This is a genomic window from Streptomyces sp. A18 (genome assembly GCF_059026065.1).
Genome location: NZ_JBWLKL010000028.1, coordinates 39,087 through 55,797 on the forward strand (window position 1 = coordinate 39,087; position 16,711 = coordinate 55,797).

Here is a 16,711-nt window from a genome sequence, read left to right on the forward strand (position 1 = left end):
GCCCTCGGGCGTTTCCGGAGCCGTGTGTGACTACGGCAGCCGGTCGAGCAGCCAGGTGCAGAGTTCTTCCGTGATCAGGGTGTGGCCCTCGTTGTGGGTGGCGCAGAGGTACTCGTCGAGCTCGGTGTCCTCGGACTGCTCCGGGAACGGATCGTGCAGCTTCTCGTGGGTGTCGATGTCGCGCAGGGCCACCGCGCTGACGGAGGGGACGAAGCAGTGCTCGCGGATCTCGGCCTCGGAGCCGAGGCCGATGATGGCCGGGATCTTGTTCAGCTCGTCGGCGAGGATGCCGAAGCCCTCCAGGGTGCCGCCGGGCGCGCCGTCGATCTCGGGCATGCCCGAGGTGCGGATCTGCGGCTTGCGCAGGGTCACCACCCGTAGCTGGGCGACGAGTTGGTCCTCGCCCGCGGGCTGCGTGTAGAGGTGGGTGCCGGTGATGGCGAGGCCCTTGCCGCGGAACGCCCGCCGGCCCGGAGCGATGCCATTGGCCACGCCCGTGCGCACGCCGTTGGCGACGCCGATCTTCTTCGGGCGCATCGGCCAGCCGCCGACCCGCTCCAGCTCGGCGAGGAACTCGACGCGCTCCTTGTCGGTCTCCGGGGTGTCGTCCCACTCGGAGATGTGCTGCCACAGGAGCTGGCGCGCGGCCGGGCTGTTCATCTGGTTCGAGAAGGCCGCGTTGAGCCGCCGGATGTAGTGCGCGAACGACTGCAGCGCGATGGGGATCCAGGCGCCGCGGTGCGGGCTGTCGAAGGAGAGGTACAGCGCGGTCTGGTGGTCGACGCTCTCGTGCTCCATCTTGGTGAGCGCGTACCGCGTGACCAGGCCGCCCATGCTGAAGCCGCCGACGGTCAGCGGGTGGTCGCCGGTGCGCCGCGCGATCGCCTCCTGGATCGCCGAGCGTGCGGCCACGGCGTTGTCCAGGATGGAGGCGCTGCGCTCGTCGAAGCCGAGGATGACGACGTCCCTGCCGCGCGTCCGCAGCTCGCTGATGAGCGCGTACTCGCCCCGCTCCAGGCCCTCGTAGAGGAAGTCCAGGTCGCTCGGTCCCGTACTGAAGCCGTCGGCGAGGATCACCGGCCGGGTCAGGCCCTGCTGGGGATCGGCGAGGTACACCCAGGCCCTGCCGCCCGGCAGCGTCCACTCCTGGTCCGGGGCGGGGGCGGCCTCGGAGACTTCCTGGGGGCCGGGCGCCAGGGTGATGTGCGCGGCGGACCGCCAGGCCTCGATGATCTGCTCTTCGCTGGGCGCGTTGGGGTCGTTGGGCCCGCTGGGCCCGCTGAGGTCGGTCATGAAGGGTCCCCTCCGGTTGTGCCGCTTCGATGACGTTCGGTGCCATCCTCGGTACGTCACGTAGGCGCCGGAAGGTGGTCTCAGGTTTCCGCGCGGGGAGCGGGGCCCTTTCGGACAGAGGGGAAATGGCCGCATTTGCACTGCGTCGGCCGTGGCGGATTCAGGACCCTGTGGTCGACGGCCGGGCGTCGGACGTGTCAGCGGCGCAACTCGGTCAGCGGGGCGTGACGGGGCCTGCTGGGGCCGGGGAAGTATGTCGCGAAGGCGACCGGAGAGGCGACCGGGGAGGGAATGCGGATGGTGGAGCCGTAGTGGTAGGCGCGGCCCTTCTCCTGGCGGTCGCGGCGGTCTGTGTCGCCGTCGTGTGAGGTGACCTCGACGACCATGAGGACGCCTTCGGGGGAGGCCCACTCGCTGTCCTGGCCGATGAAGTGGTCCAGAGGGGCAAGAGCGGTGCCTCCTTCCCTCCATCGTGACCCGACCCCGTGCCGTCGGACCGTGGGAGCGGTCATGCGTGTGTCCGTTCCTGTGGGCTGTGCGCTGTGGCCCGTACCGCTGCCGCGTGGGCGCGGACGGATTCGGGTGGCAGGGGGGCCGGGATTCCCCGACCGGGGCCGACCTCGCCCCGGCAGGGGCCGCATACGCCGCCGGGCAGGGCCTCGGGCCGGCCGGGGGCGCCGCACCTTCCGCACTCCAGGACGCGGAGCGCGGGGCGGGGGACTGGTTCTGGCGGGAGCTTGGTCGTGAGGCGGCTGCGGATGAGGGCCGCCGGGCTGTGGACCGGGGTGGGGAGCCCTGCGGTCAGGGCGCGGAGTACGTCCGGCTCCGTGGCGCCGCGCGTGAACCACTCGGTGAGCTGGGGTTCCAGGGCAACGCAGTCCGCGTACGAGAGGGACAGCGCGGGGGCCGTCCGGCCGAGCGCCGCGAGGAGGATGAACGCGCGGCTGCGGGTGGGGCGTTGGGGTCTGTTCGGGTCCGGGCCCGGTTCCGGTACGTCGCCGCGCGTGAAGGCCGCCCACCAGGCGTCGTCCCGCGCCGTCCGCGAGAACCACGTTCGGGTGATCCAGCGAGCGCTGCCGCTTCCGTATACGTGTTCCCTGCCTCGCCTCAAGTGACCGGCCGCCTGGAGCCTGTTGAGGGCGGTGCGGAGGGCGCACTGGCCGTACGGGAGGTGCTTGGCCAGGGTCTTCACGGAGATGTCCGTGCCGTCGGGGAGGCGGTCGAGGTACGCGGCGATGGCGCCTTCGCGGGGCGGGAGGTGGGTGAAGTCGGCGTTCGTGGGGCGAAGTTGTTCGGGCGCCGAACGCTTTCCGTAGCCAGGGCTGGCCATGGGGTGCGGGTCTGCGTGCGCAGAGCGGAGGGCGGTACTAAGCTTGGCGTCAGCCATGGATCGAACTTCGCTTTCGATCGTGATGGTTAAACCCCCGCAGGTGTTGTCGCACCGGGCGGGGGTTGTTCGTTATTCGGGCACGCTAGAGCGTTGTCACGCTGCGTGGCAAGTCGCCTTCCGAAAGTGATCGAGTTCGCCAACTCGAAGGGAGGGAGGGCGGGTTGGGGCCCGCCTCCCGTTCCTTGAAAAGAGGGCTCGGCGCTTGTGGCTTGAGCCTCGGGGTCAGTTGTCCTTGAGATCCGCGAGGAATGCGGACCAGGCCGTGGCCCGGAACACGAGCTTCGGGCCGGTGGGGTTCTTGGAGTCGCGGACGGGGGCGAGGTCCGGGTGCCCGTCGGCTACTTCGAGGCAGTCGCTGCCGCTGCCGCCGCTGTACGTGGACTTGCGCCAAGTGGCTACCTCCAGGCAGTCGCCGCCCTGGCCTCCGCTGTAACTCGACTTGTGCCAGATGGCCGTGCTCAGGTCGTACTCGTACTCACGGGTGCTGTTCTCCATGCCCGTAATCCTGCGCCACTGACTCGATCAGGGCCAGGGATTCACGTGGGGGGAGGGACGCAGCCTGGAGAAGGTCGAACATCAGGGTGTGGCGGGCGACGGTTGCCGGGTCGTCCAGGAGCTTGCCCATGTTCGGTGCCTCGACGAAGGAGAGCGGGGGCGCGTCCTCGCATTGCATCAGTTTTAGGGGTCCGTCCATTGCCGCATGCGCCCCTGCGCCGAACGGCAGCACCTGAAGAATGATCCGGTGCTGCCGCGCAAGTCCCGCCACGTGGCGCAGTGCCTCCGCCATCACCGCGCCGCCGCCGACCACTCGCCTGAGGGCCGCCTCGTCAACGATGCACCACAACAACGGCGTTGTTGGATTGTCGAGGAGGTGGGCGCGTTCGAGTCGCGCCTCCACTTGGTTGCTGATCGTGTCGTCCGTCGCCGTCGGGTGATAGGCGCGGAAGATCTCCGTCGCGTACGCCCTCGTCTGGAGCAGCCCCGGGATCAGCAAGGTCGCGTACTGCTTGATGGCCGTAGCGGCGGCCTCCGCCTCCGCCGCCTCAGCGAAGTGATCCGGGTACTTCGACTGGGCGACCGCCCGGCAATTGCGGGCGAAGAAGCCCCCCGTGTTGAGTACCTCGTCGAAGTGCTGGGCGTACTCCAGGTGCATCCGCCGCGTACCCGCCTCCAACTGCCCGATGAACGAACCGCTGACGAACAGCGGCGCGCCCAGGGCCTCCTGGCTGATCCCCTTCCGCTCCCGTGCGTGACGGAGCTCGCAGCCGAGGAGGGCGCGGGGGTTCGATGAGGGGTCCAGGTCCTTGCGGCGTGTCATGGGCAACTCCTCGTCCAACAAGGCGGGTTGTTGGGATGTGGCCGCTTCTCAGGCTACGCATCGCCGGACACGCTTAGTGAGGAAACGGCAACACCCGGTGTGAGAGGCAGGGGCCATGGCGCTGACGGCGGAGGAACGGGTGCGGGCGGCGGAGGAGGCGGTGCGGCAGTTGAGAGCGGGGCTCGAAGACGTCGGCGTCACGTTGCCGTCCCTGCGGATGGACCCGCTGACGGCGGCGGCGGAGAACGCGCTGCCGCTGGTGGAGTTGGGGCGCTGCAACCTCGACACCGCGCTGCGGCTCGCCGCCGTACTGGAGGGCCCGCGGTGAACGACGACGGCCCCGGAGTGCCGGAGGCAGGTACGTACGCCGTCGATTTCCGGGACGGCAGCGTCGGTCAGGTCATGGGCTGCGAGGGCGGCCTCGTACAGCTGCGGCCACTCGGCGGCGGCCGGGAGTGGGACTGCCCGCCGGAGTCCGTGGGGCAGGCCCCGCCGGGGGACGTGCTGCGGGAGCGGGTGCGCAGGCTCAACCGGGAGAGGCGGTTGCCGTGAGCGGATCGCACCGGCAGGGCGGGGCCGAGCTATGTAGGTAGAAGTGGGCCCTGTAAGTACATGGCGGGAGATCGAGATGTCGCTGACACACATCGAAGCTGAGAGGTTCGCTGCGGAAGGTCGTCGGCGCAACGTACGCGAAGGCCCCCTGACGGTCTGACCCGGCCGGGGCGGGCGCGGCGCGGCTCAGCGCACCGGGAAGCCGAAGGTATAGCCCTGCTGCTTGAGTTGGGGGAGGAGCGTGCGCAGGGCCTCGACGGTCTGGGTGCGGTCGCCGCCCGCGTCGTGGAAGAGGAGCGTCGGCCCGTTGGGGAGTTCGCGCTCGACCGTGGCGACGATGGCGTCCGTGCCGGGGCGCTCGAAGTCCTTGGTGTCGACGTTCCAGCCCAGCGGGCGCATGCCCCGGTCGGCGGCGAGCTTGCGGCTGTAGGGGGTGAAGGCCCCGCCGGGCGCGCGGTAGTACATCGGCCGTACGCCGCCGGACGCCTTGGTGATCATGCGTTCGGCGTCGAGGATCTGCTCCGACTGGTAGGTCTTGGAGTCCTTGTCCATGCCGGTGTTGTGCGACACCGAGTGGTCACACAGGCGGTGCCCGGCGGCGACGACCTTCTTCACCAGGTCCGGGTGGGCCTCGGCCTGCGTCCCGACCATGCAGAAGGTGGCCTTCACGTCGTACTCCCGCAGCACGGCGAGGACTTGGGGCGTCCACTTGGGGTCGGGGCCGTCGTCGATGGTGAGGTTGACGCCGCGCTTCCCCGCATCCGAGGCGTGCGCGATGCTCGTCGAGACCGGCTGCACGGCGCTGGGCTTCTTCGCCGCCGCCGAGGAGTCGCTCGCCGTGCCGGCCTGTGCGCTCCACACCCCCGCGCCGGTGGCGAGCAGCGTCACCCCGAGCGCAGCTCCGATGATCTTGCCGTACCAGCCACGCCCACCGCTGTGCCGTGCCATGTCCGCCCCTTTGCGTCCCGTCCCTCGCCGCGCCCCGGTCCCGCGCGGCCACCTGGCAGGACGAGGAATGGGGGTCAGGGGATGCACCGGGGGCCAGTCCGTTACCGATCAAGGACAATTCCGGGGGACCCCGCGGACATCCCTGCGCGCGCGGCGCGCGGTGTGCGGGGTTAGCGTCGGCGGCATGGACGTTGATCAACGACGTTGGCGCCAGTGCCTCCTCAGCGGGGCGGTGTTCGCCGTGTGCATGGCCGGCACCACCCTGCCGACTCCCCTCTACAGCTTCTACCAGGACAAGTTCGGCTTCTCCGAGCTGACGGTCACCGTCGTGTACGCCGTGTACGCCTTCGCGGTCATCGGCGTGCTGCTGCTCGCGGGCAACGTCTCGGACGTCGTGGGCAGGCGCCCGGTGCTGCTGTGGGGCCTGGGGTTCGCCGCGGCGAGCGCCGTCTGCTTCCTGTGCGCCGTCGGGATGGGCTGGCTGTACGCGGGGCGGCTGCTCTCGGGCCTGTCCGCCGGTCTTTTCACCGGGGCCGCCACCGCGTACGTGATGGACACGGCACCGCACGTCGGCGCCTCCCGGGCCACGTTCGTGGCGACGGCCGCCAACATGGGCGGCCTCGGCTGCGGTCCGCTGCTCGCCGGTGTGCTCGCGCAGTACGCGGCCTGGCCGCTGTACCTGCCGTTCGTCGTGCACCTCGCGCTGGTCGCCGCCTCGGCCGCGGTCCTGCTGCGGCTTCCGGAGACCGTGCGGGAGCGGCGGCCGCTGAGCACCGTACGGCCGCAGCGGCCCGGTGTGCCGCCGCAGGTGCGGGCGGTGTTCGTGCCCGCGGGGATCGCCTCGTTCGTGGGGTTCGCGCTGTTCGGGGTGTTCACCTCGGTCAGCCCGGCGTTCCTCGCGGAGTCCCTGGACGTGGAGAACCACGCGGTCAGCGGTCTTGTCGTCGCGCTGGCCTTCTTCGCCTCGACCGCCGGGCAGTTGGCGACCGGCCGGGTCGGGGTGGGGCGGTCACTGCCACTGGGGTGCGCCGGACTCCTCGCCGGTCTCGCGCTGCTCGCGGGTGCGCTGCACTGGGATCTGCTGGCGTTGGTGGTACTCAGCGCACTGGTCGGCGGGTGCGGTCAGGGGCTCGCTTTCCGCGGGGCGCTGTCCGCGGTGGCCGAGGCGTCTCCCGCGGACCGGCGCGCGTCGGTGATCTCGACGCTGTTCGTGGTCGCCTACACGGGCATCTCGCTGCCGGTGATCGGGGTGGGCCTGCTGACGGGTCCGCTGGGCCTGGAGGGCGCGGGGCTCGTGTTCATCGCTTGCATGGCGGTCCTGGTCTCGACCGCGGGGGTCTATCTGCTGCGGCGGCCGGTACAGGCGAAGGCGTGAGGCGGCACCCCGCCGGGGCGGGGTGCCGCCTTCTGGTGCCGCCTTCGGATGCCGGAGGTCAGACCGACGCAGGTGCCTTGGCCGGGTCCGCGGACGGGGCCGGGGAGCCCGCGACGACCTGCTCGTGGGGCGTCGCGTCGACGTTCAAGTCCACCAGCATCTGCTTGCTGAACCCGAAGAAGTACGTGGCGAAGAAGCCCACCACGTAGCCGACCAGCAGGCCGCCGCCGTAGATCGCGACCGTCAGGCCGAGGCCCTTGTTGCCGTCGAGGAGCGGGAACAGGGCCCAGCCCGACGGGCCGATCGCCGTGGAGCCGACCTTCTCGCCGATCATCGAGAAGAAGCCGATGAACGCGCCGCCGGCCGCGCCGCCCACGCACGCCGTGATGAAGGGGCGGCCGAGCGGGAGCGAGACGCCGTAGATGAGGGGTTCGCCTACTCCCAGGAAGCCTGCGGGGAGCGCCGACTTGATCGTCGTACGGATGGAGGTGTTGTGGCGCAGGCGCTTGTAGACCGCGATCGCGCAGCCCACCTGGCCCGCGCCCGCCATCGCCAGGATGGGCAGCAGGACCGTGAAGCCCTGCTGCTCGATCAGGGTGGTGTGGATGGGGATGAGCGCCTGGTGCAGGCCCAGCATCACCAGGGGGAGGAACAGGCCGCCCAGGACCAGACCCGCGAACGCGCCCGTGTTGTCCAGGAGCCAGTTCGCCGCCGTGCCGATGCCTGTCGACACCTCACCGGCCAGGAACATCAGGCCGAAGATCGTGACCAGGCCGGAGAGCAGGACCGTGATGGTGGGGGTGACGAGGACGTCCAGGGCCTCGGGGACCCAACGCCTGCACCACTTCTCGATGTACGTGGCGAGGACCGCCGCGCCCAGTGCGCCCAGGACACCGCCCTGGCCCGGCGACAGCTTCTGACCGAATGCCTCGATGTTCGCCACGCCCGCGTACACGATGATCGCCGCTACCGCGCCGCCCAGGATCGGCGTACCGCCGAACTCCTTCGCCGTGTTGAAGCCCACGAACACCGCGATCAGCGCCATGAACCCGGAGGCGATCGCCGCGAGCGCAGGGGTGATGCCCGGCAGCCACTCCAGGTTGATCAACAGGCCGTTGATGCCCGCGATGATGCCGCAGCCGATGAGGGCAGGGATCAGCGGCACGAAGATGTTCGCGATGCGGCGCAGGAAGAGCTTGAAGGGGGTTGCGTTCTTCGCCTTCCTCGCCGCCCTGATCTCCGCTCCCTGCGCCGCCAACTCCTCGGCGGTGAGGGTGTGTTCGGTGGGGGCGCCGGTGTGCCCCTCCGCCACCAGCGCCTCGAACTCCGGCGTGACACGGGCGACCGTGCCCGGTCCGAGCACGATCTGGTACGTGTCGTCCTCGACCACGCCCATCACGGCGGGCAGCGCCTTCAGGGCCTCGTCGTCGACCAGCGAGCGGTCGGCGAGGCTCAGACGCAGGCGCGTCATGCAGTGGGCGACGGATGTGACGTTCTGGGCTCCGCCGACGAGGGGAAGGATCGCGGCGGCTGTGGCGCGGTTCTTGTCAGTTGCCATGGTGCGGGGTGCCTTGCTGTGTGCAGGGTGGCGCTGTTCTTCAGCGGCTGGGGGAGGTGAAGTCAGGTGGTGCGGGTCGTGCGGGTGGTACGCGCGGAGTCGAGGGCGGCCCTGAGGTGGCCGTCCGAGGAAGCGAGCAGGTCGGCGGCCGTGGGGCCGTCGACTGAGCCGAGGATGGTGAGGATGGCGTTCTTCACCTCCCCGTCGGTCGCGGCGAGGGCCGTCTCGATCTCCTCGTCGGAGGCGCCGGTGGCCAGGGCGACGATCCGGCGCGAGCGGGCGCGCAGCTTCTCGTTCGACGCGCGTACGTCCACCATCAGGTTTCCGTAGGTCTTGCCGAGGCGGATCATCGTGATCGTCGAGAGCATGTTCAGGACGAGCTTCTGGGCCGTGCCCGCCTTCAGACGGGTGGAGCCGGTGAGCAGCTCCGGGCCGACGACGACCTCGATGCCGTGGTCGGCGGCTGCCGCGAGCCCGCTGTCCGCGTTGCAGGAGAGACCGATGGTCAGGGCCCCTCGACTCCGTGCGTGTTCGACCGCGCCGATCGCGTACGGGGTGCGGCCGGACGCCGAGACGCCGACGACCACGTCGTCCGCGGTGAGGCCGAGCCCGTCCAGGTCCTCGGCCGCGAACTCCTTGCTGTCCTCCGCGCCCTCGACCGCCGTGACCATGGCGCTGGGGCCGCCCGCGATGAGGCCGACGACCTCGGCCGGGTCGGTGTTGAAGGTGGGCGGGCACTCGGACGCGTCGAGCACTCCGAGGCGTCCCGCCGTCCCCGCTCCCGCGTAGATGAGCCGCCCGCCGCGGGCCATGCGCTCGGCGGTGCCGTCGATGGCGGCGGCGATCGCCGGGAGCTGCTCGGCGACGGCCGCGGCCACCGTGGCGTCCTCGCCGTTCATGATCCGCGCGATCTCCAGCGTGGGCTGCCGGTCGATCTCGGAGAGCTCGGGCCGGAACGCCTCGGTGGTGAGGGTGTCCAGCTGGGCGCGGAGTTCGCCGTACGTGTCCCCGGCCCCGGATTCGTTTCCGGGTCCGCTTCCGGATTCGTTTCCGGGGGCGGGGGAGGGGGTGGCGTCGGTCGTGGAGGTCATGAGGTGCGGCTCTTTCGTGTGCGGCGGGGGTGGTGGTGGCTCGGCGTGCGGGAGATCAGCGGCTGCCGCCGCGCGGGCTGTGCCGGTGCGCGAGCGCTTCGTACGAGGCGGCCAGTGCGGGGGCCGCGGTCTCGTACGTCCGCTGGGCGACGCCCACGAACAGGCAGTCCACGACGAGCAGTTGGCTCGTGCGGGACGACATCGCGGCGGGCCTCAGCTCGCTCTCGCGCGCGGTGGATGTGGTCAGGATGTGATCCGCGTACTGCGAGACGGGGCTGCCGGGGCGCCCGGTGATCGCGATGGTCGTCGCGCCGCGCTCGAAGGCGACCCGCAGCGGCTCGATGACGTCGCCGGTCGATCCGGAGTGCGTGATCGCGATCGCCACGTCCTTGGAACGCAGCGTCACCGCGTTCGTGACGGCGAGGTGCGGGTCGGAATGCGCGTGGGCGATGTGGCCGATGCGCAGCAGCTTCTGCGCGAGGTCCTGGGCGACGAGGCCGGAGGCGGCGACGCCGTAGATCTCGGCGCGGGGCGCGACGGCGAGCGCGGCGACGGCGGCGCCGAGCTGGACGGTGTCGAGGCCGCCCGCGGTGTCGGCCAGGGTCTGCTGCTCGTCGTACGCCAGCTTCGCCACGACGTCCGCTATCGGGTCGTCGACGGCGATGTCCGCGGTGACGGCGGGGGCGCGGCCCGACTGCTGCTGGGCGGCAAGTCCGGCGAGCGCGAGCCGCAGGTCGCGGTAGCCGGGGTAGCCGAGGAGGCGGGCGGTGCGGACCACCGTGGCCTCGCTGGTGCCGGTGAGCTCGGCGAGGCCGGTGACCGTGAGGGCGGCGCATCCCGCGGGGTCGCCGGCGACGGCTTCGGCGACCAGCTGCATGGAGCGGGTCATGGACGGCGCGAGGGTCCGCACCTTGGCCGCCAGGGCGGCCGGGGCGGGGGGCGCGGCGCCCGCGAAAATTTCCTTCACGTCATTGGTCACGCTTGAAAGATATTTTCGGACCCCGGATGGGTCAAGACCCCTTTGGTCCCGATCTCGGATGGATCTTCGGCGGGTTGCGCGTGGGGTGGACAATGGCTGCATGGACGAGATCGACCCCCTGGAGCAGGCGCTGCACGCCGCGCGCGCACTTGTGCTGGCCGACCTCGTGGCGCGCGAGGTCGCCCAGGCCGAGGTGGTCTCGCTCGTCGAGGCGTCGGTGGCGCACCGCCGCTGGTGGGTGGAGCAGTGGCCCGAGGGCGTCGAGTACGTCGCGGGCCTCGTCGCCCAGGACGTCCAGGACGCGCTCCTGGAGCGCTACGGCCGCTGGCCGCTCTGCCCGGTCTGCGGCGCGGGCGACCCGCACGCGCTCGACGTGGAGCCGGAGTTGGGCCCCGACCCGCACTGGGTGTGCGGGAAGGCGGGCGTGGTCGTGGCGCCGGTGGGCGGCCTGACGTGAGGGTTCCTCGCAGGGCGAAGGGCGACCCGGCATGACGGTCTACATCGACCCGCCGACCTGGCCGGGACACGGCCGCATGTGGTCGCACCTGGTCAGCGACGTCTCGTACGAGGAACTGCACGCGTTCGCCGCGGGCATCGGCGCCCCGTGGCGCGCCTTCGAGCGCGACCACTACGACCTGCCGTCGCACCGGTACGAGGACGCGGTGCGGGCGGGAGCGGTGGAGGTCGGCTCCAAGGAACTGGTGCGCAGGCTTACGGGTGCGGGGTTGCGGAGGCCGAAGGGGCGTCCGGCACCGGCGTAAGGGAGTCGGGTCCGGGGCCGGGTCCGGGAGCGGCCGTGGCGACGACGCGGCTGGGTGTCCTCCGGTGCAGCCGCAGGGATGCCGTGACCGCGAGGATCGCGACCGCCGTCATCGCGGCGCCCGCCCAGGCCGTCGCGGCGTAGCCCAGGTCGAGGTCGATCACCGTGCCGCCGAGCCAGGGGCCGCCGGTGTTGCCCAGGTTGAACGCGGCCGTCGTGGTCGCGCCCGCGAGGGTGGGGGCCGCGCCCGCGACGTTGAACATGCGGGCGTTGAGGGCCGGGGCGGTGTAGAAGGCGGAGACGCCGAGGAGGAACGAGAGCGCGATCGCCACGGCCGCCGTGTCGGAGAAGAGGGCGAGGGCCACGAGGAAGAGGGTCGAGGCCGCGGCGCCGCTGAGCATGACGCCGAAGAGGTGCGCGTCCGCGAAGCGGCCGCCGATCGCGGTGCCGAGCAGGGCGCCCGCTCCGAAGAGGCCGAGGACGGTGGGCACCCAGCCCTTGTCGAGACCGGCGACGTCGGTGAGGAGCGGGGAGAGATACGAGAACGCGCAGAAGACGCCGCCCGCGGCGAGCGCGGTGATCGCGATGGAGAGCCAGACCTGCCGGTCGCGGTAGATGGCGATTTCCTGCTTGAGCCGCGGCTTCTCGGCGGGGAGCGGGATGCGCGGGATGAGGGTCAGTACGCCGACGAGGGCGATGGCGGAGGCGACGCCGACGGCCCAGAAGGCGGACCGCCAGCCGAAGTTGTCCCCGAGGAAGGCACCGGCGGGCACGCCGAGGACGTTGGCGATGGAGAGTCCGCCGATCATCACGGCCATGGCGCGGGCACGCTGGTTGACCGGCACCATCGCGATGGCGACGGCCGCGCCGACGGCCCAGAACCCGGCGCAGGCGAAGGCGCTGATGACGCGGGACGCGAAGAGGATCTCGTAGGTGGGCGCGAGGGCGCCGGCGACCTGGCCGAGTCCGAAGACGGTGATGAGCGTGATGAGGGTGGTACGGCGGGGGAGGCGGAGTGTCGCCACGGCGAGGAGGGGCGCGCCGATGACCATGCCGATGGCGAAGGCGGAGATGAGGAGGCCGGCGCGGGGGATGGAGACGTCCATGTCGTCCGCGATGGGGGGCAGGAGCCCCGAGAGCATGAACTCACTGGTACCGAGCGCGAAGACGGCCAGGCCGAGGATGTAGACGGCTATGGGCATGCGGGTGGCCGGCCTGGGGGGCTGGCTGGCCTGGGGGGCCTTTGGGACGGGGGTCGGCATAACAGTGGTGAACGTTGGGGGGAGGTGGGGCATTCCTGGTGCGGGGTCCCTGCGGGGCGGGTGCGGGGTGCGGGGTGCGGGGAAAGGCCTGTTCGCGCAGGTGGGGCCGCGGGGGTGGTGTCGGCGGCCTTAGGGGGCCCCGTGGCGGACGTAGGCCCGCAGGTCGTCCCGGTCCGGGGCGCGGACGTAACCCGCTCGGGAGACCACCCGTTGCGAAGCGGTGTTCTCGGGTTCGATCAGGGCCAGGAGCGATGAGACCCCGGGGCGGGCCAGGGCCCAGGTGGAGAGGGAGGCCAGGGCTTCCGAGGCGTAGCCTCGGCCCCGCGCGCCGACCGCCAGGTCATAGCCGACCTCCGCCACGCCCTCCTCGTCCGGCGCCCCGTGGAACCCCATCCCGCCTACGGCCACCTCATCCTCCGTGCGGACCAGCGCGAACATCCCCCACTCGGGCCGATGCACCCCGGACGCATAAGCCTTCGTCACCATCTCCGCCGCCGTCCGCGTCCCGTCGAACGGCCCGCCCTCGATCCACGTCAGACCCCCCGTGCCGCCCGCGGCGAGGTCGGCCGCAGCCGCCGGGGAGACCTCCCGCAGGGCCACTCGCCCGGCGGGGATCTCCAGGGCGTTGTGCCAGCGCCACCCCTCCAGCTTCGCGCGCCCCGGCAGCGAGCCTCGGCCCGTGGCCCAGAGCAGCGTCGCCCACTGCTCCGCGGGCGCCCCCGCGGGCATGACCTGCGGGAAGAGCCAGCCGAGTACCGCCTCGCACAGCCCGGCCGGAGGGTCGGTCTCCACGCCAAGGGCCTGCGTGATGTCGTACGTATGGAGCAGCACCTCCGCCACGCCCATCGCCGCGAAGCCCACCGCGTCCGCCCTCCCGGACGGGTAGGGGTGGTAGGCGCGGACCCCCGGTGGCGTGGTCCGGACCACCGCCGAGAGCAGGCCGCCTGTCGATTCGAGCACGCGGATCGCGTCCTCGGGGCCCGAGCCCTCGTCGAAGGCGATCTCGAAGGGGACCCACCCGTCGGTCGCCCGGCCCGTCAACTGCCCGGCGTACGCGACGAGATCGCCCGCGATGTGTTCGGCCGTCTGCAGGCAGCTCCAGTCGAGCCCGCCCGCCTTGACGCTCCAGTCGCCCCCCACCGCCGTACGCAGCACCTTCGCCGCGTACGCCACGGCTTCCTCGACCTGGTCCCCACCCATGGAAAGCATGCGCCGAGCGTACGGGAGCCTCAGGCGCTCAGCAGCTCCATTTCTGTCGCCAGGTTCGCCCGCGCCGGGCCCTCCCACTCGGCCGCACCGTACGGGGTGCGGAACAGCCTCGGCAGGGCGAGGAGTTGACGCAGGACGGCGGCCCGGCCCGCGCGGAAGTCCTCGTCCGGCACGAAGGCGTACTCCTCGCGGACGGCTGCGGCGTACGCCGCGTACGCGTCCGGGGCGGCGGCCAGGATCGCCAGGTCGGCGTCGCACAGCGCCTCGCCGTTGTGGTCGCCCTCGGCGGGGTCGTGGGTGACGGTGAGGCGGACCAGGCGGGCCACCTCGGCGGTCTGCGCGTCGGTCAAACCGACCTCGGGCAGGGCGCGTTCGGCGAGGCGTGCGCTGCGTTCCTCGTTGGTCGAGCGCTCGGGCGCGTACACCGCGTCGTGGAACCAGACCGCGAGCCGGACAAGATCGGGGTCGTCCGCGTGTCCTTCCAGTACGTCGATGTGGTCGAGGACCGCCACCAGATGGGCGGTGGTGTGGTACCGCCGCTGCGGTTCGGCCCAGCGCGTGAGCAGGTTGCCGGCGTAGCGATCCGGGTCGACGCACTCGTCCGTGTCCAGTGCCCTCAGCACCGTGGTGCGCCAGCGGGTGCGTAGGAGCTCGTGGGTCTCGTCGTCGTTCTTGTGGTCGTCGGCCATAGGGTGACTTTAACCGCCGCATACCCGCCGGGGGTATGGGGAAGGTGGATTGGGCCGTTGCCATGTGAGGGTGACGACGGTTGGCTTGCGTCCATGAGCGATGCGACGAGGACGACCGACGAGATGTACGACCCCGAGCGCCCCGGACGGCTGCTCCAGACCGAACGCGACGAGCTGATCCCGCTGTTGCGGGCGGCGCCGGATGACGCGTACGCGGTCCGGACGTGTTGTCCGGGCTGGACCGTGCGCCATGTGCTCGCGCACTGCAGCTCGGCGCTGATGCGGGTGGTGGAGAGCCGCTTCGAGAAGGGCGTGTACTCGCCGGAGAGCAACGACCGTGACATCGCCGAGCGCGCCGACTGGTCCAACTCCCGTGTGGTGGACGAGCTGGAGCGGGGGATGACGGAGGCGGGACCGTTCATCGCGAAGTCCAAGGGGCTGCTGGACGGGGTCGCGCTCGGCGAGTGGGTGCACGCGGGCGATGTGCGCGAGGCGTGGGGCAAGCCCGGGGTGTACGGCGGGCCCGGTCTCCTGGACGCGCTGCTGCTGCTCGCCGCGCGCAGCAAGGCGGTCGGCGCGGTGCCGCTGCACGCGGACATCGACGGCAGGGACGAGCCACTGCTCCTGGGCACACCCGACGGCACAGCCCCACCTGCCCGCTACATCGGCGACGCCCCGACCCTGATCCGCCTCTATATGGGACGCCCGCTGACGGGCACGCGGTATGAGCTGGCGGGCTTGAGGGAGAGGGACCTGTCGTCGATCCTCGACTGAGGGGCCGCGCGAAGCGCAACCCGCAACCCGCCCCCCGGCGGCGTCAGTGACCGTGCCCGCCCGGCTCCGAGGCGCCCTCATGCTCGCCCGCCCCCGGCGGGACCGCCCCCGCCCGGACCGTGAACGCCGCCGTCCGCACCTCTCCCTCATGCTTGAAGTCGAGGAACAGGCGGTACGACCCCGCGCTCGGCGCCGTCGCCTCGAAGGAGACGCCGGGGCCCGGCTTCGTCCTGCCGTCGCCCGGTTCGCCGGTGGGGTGTACGTGGAGGTACGCGAGGTCGCCGGAGCGCAGCGCGACCAGGTGGCCGTAGGAGCCGAGGTAGGGCTGGAGGTCGGTGACCGGCTTGCCGTTCTTCTCGACGTCCAGGGTCACGTCACTGGCCTTCCCCGGCTTCAACTCGCCCTTGAGGCTGACCTCGTAGCCATCGCCGACGGAGGCCTTCGTGTTGGGCTCGGGCAACGTCCGAGGCTCGTACTTCCCCGCCACCGCGAGGTCCGCCCCCAGCGTAAGACCCTCCTTCGCGCCCTCCGGCTTGAAGTCGGCGAAGACGCGGTAACCGCCCGCCTCCGGTAGCTCGACCGGCGTCGACCACGTGCCGTCCGCCGCGCGGGTCGGATGCAGGTGGCGGTAGGTCGTCAGGTCGTTCGACGCGACGATGAGGTGCAGTTCCTTGTCGTGCTCCGTCTCGTACGCCGTGACGTTCTTGCCCTTGCCGTCCTTGCCCGCGCCGTCCTCGACCACCGTGAACCGCAGCTCCTCGCGCTTCTCGGCGCCGATGCGGGAGGTCTTCAGGTCGAGCGTGTAGCCCCGCTCGGAGATCTGCAGACCGCCGGGCACCACGGTCTCGGCCTCTGCGCCTGCCGTGTCCCCTGGCTTCGCCTTCTCCCCCTCCTGCTCGTCCGCGTGCCCTCCGTGCTCGCTCGCGGGCTTCTTCTCCGCGGTCACGGGGTCGACGCCCTGGCCCACTCCGTACGCGGTGCCGAAGGTCGCGGCGACCGCCGCGGCGAAGGCGGTGATCTTCATTCCGGTGTTCATGACGGCTCCCAAGAGACGGGTGGAGTGAGGGGGCGAGGCGAGTGGCCGTCGGATCCCTCCATGCCTCGAAGATACCCCCTAGGGGTATGAAGTCAAGTCCCGGGGGTCTCTTGCGTTAGGTACCCCCCAGGGGTATAAATGGTCTCAGTCGGAGGTACCCGCCCCGGGTACCCGGACGGATGGGTCGACCAAACGGCCGACCGGCCCGCGAAGCCCCAGGAGGCGTTCATGTCCGCGTACACCACCACCTACAAGGTCGACGGCGTCCACAGCGCGCACTGCAGGGGAGTCGTCAGTGACGTCCTCGGCGCGCTCGACGGAGTCAGCGGCGTCCGCATCCCCGCGGACGGCACCGGCCACGTCACCGTCACCAGCACCGCCGAGCCCGACGACGCGCGGATCGCGGAGGTCGTCGAGGACGCCGGATACGACTTCGTCGGCCGCGTCTGACCCGCCCCCGCCCCGCCCCGTAAGCCC

The 16,711-nt window shown here is 71.4% G+C and carries 19 protein-coding genes and 1 pseudogene; 7 read left to right on the top strand and 13 right to left on the bottom strand.

Going from position 1 to position 16,711, the window contains the following annotated elements:
- Positions 1-30 precede the first annotated feature (30 nt).
- The 5 genes and pseudogenes from AC5P1C_RS31605 to AC5P1C_RS31625 all read right to left on the bottom strand — a co-directional run bounded on the left by AC5P1C_RS31605 (position 31) and on the right by AC5P1C_RS31625 (position 4,001).
- A complete protein-coding gene (locus AC5P1C_RS31605; protein ID WP_493869373.1) occupies positions 31-1,293 on the bottom strand; it encodes an esterase/lipase family protein in 1,263 nt (420 codons plus the stop codon).
- Positions 1,294-1,607: 314 nt separating this feature from the next.
- Positions 1,608-1,745 (bottom strand): annotated as a pseudogene (locus AC5P1C_RS31610) (Uma2 family endonuclease); the annotation flags it as partial.
- A gap of 56 nt (positions 1,746-1,801) precedes the next feature.
- The gene (locus AC5P1C_RS31615; protein WP_493869374.1) at positions 1,802-2,623 is read right to left on the bottom strand and encodes a hypothetical protein; all 822 of its coding nucleotides are present in this window, start codon (positions 2,621-2,623) and stop codon (positions 1,802-1,804) included.
- Positions 2,624-2,905: 282 nt separating this feature from the next.
- Entirely contained in the window at positions 2,906-3,178 is a 273-nt protein-coding gene (locus AC5P1C_RS31620) for a DUF397 domain-containing protein (protein ID WP_493869375.1), read from the bottom strand.
- Positions 3,159-4,001, bottom strand: coding sequence for a helix-turn-helix domain-containing protein (locus AC5P1C_RS31625; RefSeq protein ID WP_493869376.1), 843 nt, complete (start codon positions 3,999-4,001; stop codon positions 3,159-3,161). Before AC5P1C_RS31625 ends, AC5P1C_RS31620 begins: the two co-directional genes overlap by 20 nt.
- Positions 4,002-4,116: 115 nt before the next feature.
- Here AC5P1C_RS31625 and AC5P1C_RS31630 point away from each other — a divergent pair, with 115 nt between their 5' ends.
- Both AC5P1C_RS31630 and AC5P1C_RS31635 read left to right on the top strand, forming a co-directional pair.
- Positions 4,117-4,329 carry a hypothetical protein gene (locus AC5P1C_RS31630; RefSeq protein WP_493869377.1) on the top strand — a complete coding sequence of 71 codons (213 nt, stop codon included), beginning with the start codon at positions 4,117-4,119 and terminating at the stop codon, positions 4,327-4,329.
- A complete protein-coding gene (locus tag AC5P1C_RS31635; protein ID WP_493869378.1) occupies positions 4,326-4,553 on the top strand; it encodes a hypothetical protein in 228 nt (75 codons plus the stop codon). Before AC5P1C_RS31630 ends, AC5P1C_RS31635 begins: the two co-directional genes overlap by 4 nt.
- Before the next feature lie 186 nt (positions 4,554-4,739).
- On the opposite strand, the gene AC5P1C_RS31640 is transcribed toward AC5P1C_RS31635, so the two are convergent.
- On the bottom strand, positions 4,740-5,501 hold the full coding sequence (locus tag AC5P1C_RS31640) for a polysaccharide deacetylase family protein (RefSeq protein WP_493869379.1): 762 nt from the start codon (positions 5,499-5,501) through the stop codon (positions 4,740-4,742).
- A 184-nt stretch (positions 5,502-5,685) separates the two neighbouring features.
- Here AC5P1C_RS31640 and AC5P1C_RS31645 point away from each other — a divergent pair, with 184 nt between their 5' ends.
- On the top strand, positions 5,686-6,876 hold the full coding sequence (locus AC5P1C_RS31645) for an MFS transporter (protein WP_493869380.1): 1,191 nt from the start codon (positions 5,686-5,688) through the stop codon (positions 6,874-6,876).
- 58 nt (positions 6,877-6,934) lie between these two features.
- Here AC5P1C_RS31645 and AC5P1C_RS31650 read toward each other — a convergent pair whose 3' ends face one another.
- The 3 genes from AC5P1C_RS31650 to AC5P1C_RS31660 all read right to left on the bottom strand — a co-directional run bounded on the left by AC5P1C_RS31650 (position 6,935) and on the right by AC5P1C_RS31660 (position 10,504).
- Complete coding sequence (locus AC5P1C_RS31650; RefSeq protein ID WP_493869381.1) at positions 6,935-8,434, bottom strand: PTS transporter subunit EIIC; 1,500 nt, start codon at positions 8,432-8,434, stop codon at positions 6,935-6,937.
- A 62-nt stretch (positions 8,435-8,496) separates the two neighbouring features.
- Positions 8,497-9,525 (bottom strand): N-acetylmuramic acid 6-phosphate etherase, encoded by a 1,029-nt coding sequence (gene murQ, locus AC5P1C_RS31655; RefSeq protein WP_493869382.1) that lies wholly within the window; start codon positions 9,523-9,525, stop codon positions 8,497-8,499.
- A gap of 55 nt (positions 9,526-9,580) precedes the next feature.
- Complete coding sequence (locus AC5P1C_RS31660; RefSeq protein WP_469024599.1) at positions 9,581-10,504, bottom strand: MurR/RpiR family transcriptional regulator; 924 nt, start codon at positions 10,502-10,504, stop codon at positions 9,581-9,583.
- Positions 10,505-10,604: 100 nt separating this feature from the next.
- On the opposite strand from AC5P1C_RS31660, the gene AC5P1C_RS31665 reads away from it, so the two are divergent.
- Together AC5P1C_RS31665 and AC5P1C_RS31670 are read left to right on the top strand one after the other, a co-directional pair.
- Positions 10,605-10,961, top strand: coding sequence for a DUF8819 family protein (locus tag AC5P1C_RS31665; protein WP_493869383.1), 357 nt, complete (start codon positions 10,605-10,607; stop codon positions 10,959-10,961).
- Positions 10,962-10,992: 31 nt separating this feature from the next.
- A complete protein-coding gene (locus AC5P1C_RS31670) occupies positions 10,993-11,265 on the top strand; it encodes a DUF4031 domain-containing protein (protein ID WP_493869384.1) in 273 nt (90 codons plus the stop codon).
- Here AC5P1C_RS31670 and AC5P1C_RS31675 read toward each other — a convergent pair.
- From AC5P1C_RS31675 to AC5P1C_RS31685, 3 genes are all read right to left on the bottom strand, one after another.
- Positions 11,216-12,466, bottom strand: a complete 1,251-nt coding sequence (locus AC5P1C_RS31675) for a Cmx/CmrA family chloramphenicol efflux MFS transporter (protein ID WP_493869385.1) — start codon at positions 12,464-12,466, stop codon at positions 11,216-11,218. The two genes, AC5P1C_RS31670 and AC5P1C_RS31675, sit on opposite strands and share 50 nt — an antisense overlap.
- 189 nt (positions 12,467-12,655) lie before the next feature.
- Positions 12,656-13,735, bottom strand: a complete 1,080-nt coding sequence (locus tag AC5P1C_RS31680) for a GNAT family N-acetyltransferase (protein WP_493869386.1) — start codon at positions 13,733-13,735, stop codon at positions 12,656-12,658.
- A gap of 20 nt (positions 13,736-13,755) precedes the next feature.
- Positions 13,756-14,424 carry an HD domain-containing protein gene (locus tag AC5P1C_RS31685; protein WP_493869387.1) on the bottom strand — a complete coding sequence of 223 codons (669 nt, stop codon included), beginning with the start codon at positions 14,422-14,424 and terminating at the stop codon, positions 13,756-13,758.
- Between the two features lie 93 nt (positions 14,425-14,517).
- On the opposite strand from AC5P1C_RS31685, the gene AC5P1C_RS31690 reads away from it, so the two are divergent.
- The gene (locus AC5P1C_RS31690) at positions 14,518-15,198 is read left to right on the top strand and encodes a maleylpyruvate isomerase family mycothiol-dependent enzyme (RefSeq protein ID WP_493869388.1); all 681 of its coding nucleotides are present in this window, start codon (positions 14,518-14,520) and stop codon (positions 15,196-15,198) included.
- Positions 15,199-15,241: 43 nt separating this feature from the next.
- Here the strand turns inward: AC5P1C_RS31690 and AC5P1C_RS31695 are convergent, their stop codons facing one another.
- Positions 15,242-16,234: a DUF8832 domain-containing protein gene (locus AC5P1C_RS31695; protein WP_493869389.1), complete on the bottom strand. Its 993-nt coding sequence runs from the start codon at positions 16,232-16,234 to the stop codon at positions 15,242-15,244.
- A gap of 228 nt (positions 16,235-16,462) precedes the next feature.
- On the opposite strand from AC5P1C_RS31695, the gene AC5P1C_RS31700 reads away from it, so the two are divergent.
- Positions 16,463-16,684, top strand: coding sequence for a heavy-metal-associated domain-containing protein (locus AC5P1C_RS31700; protein WP_493869390.1), 222 nt, complete (start codon positions 16,463-16,465; stop codon positions 16,682-16,684).
- Positions 16,685-16,711 lie beyond the last annotated feature (27 nt).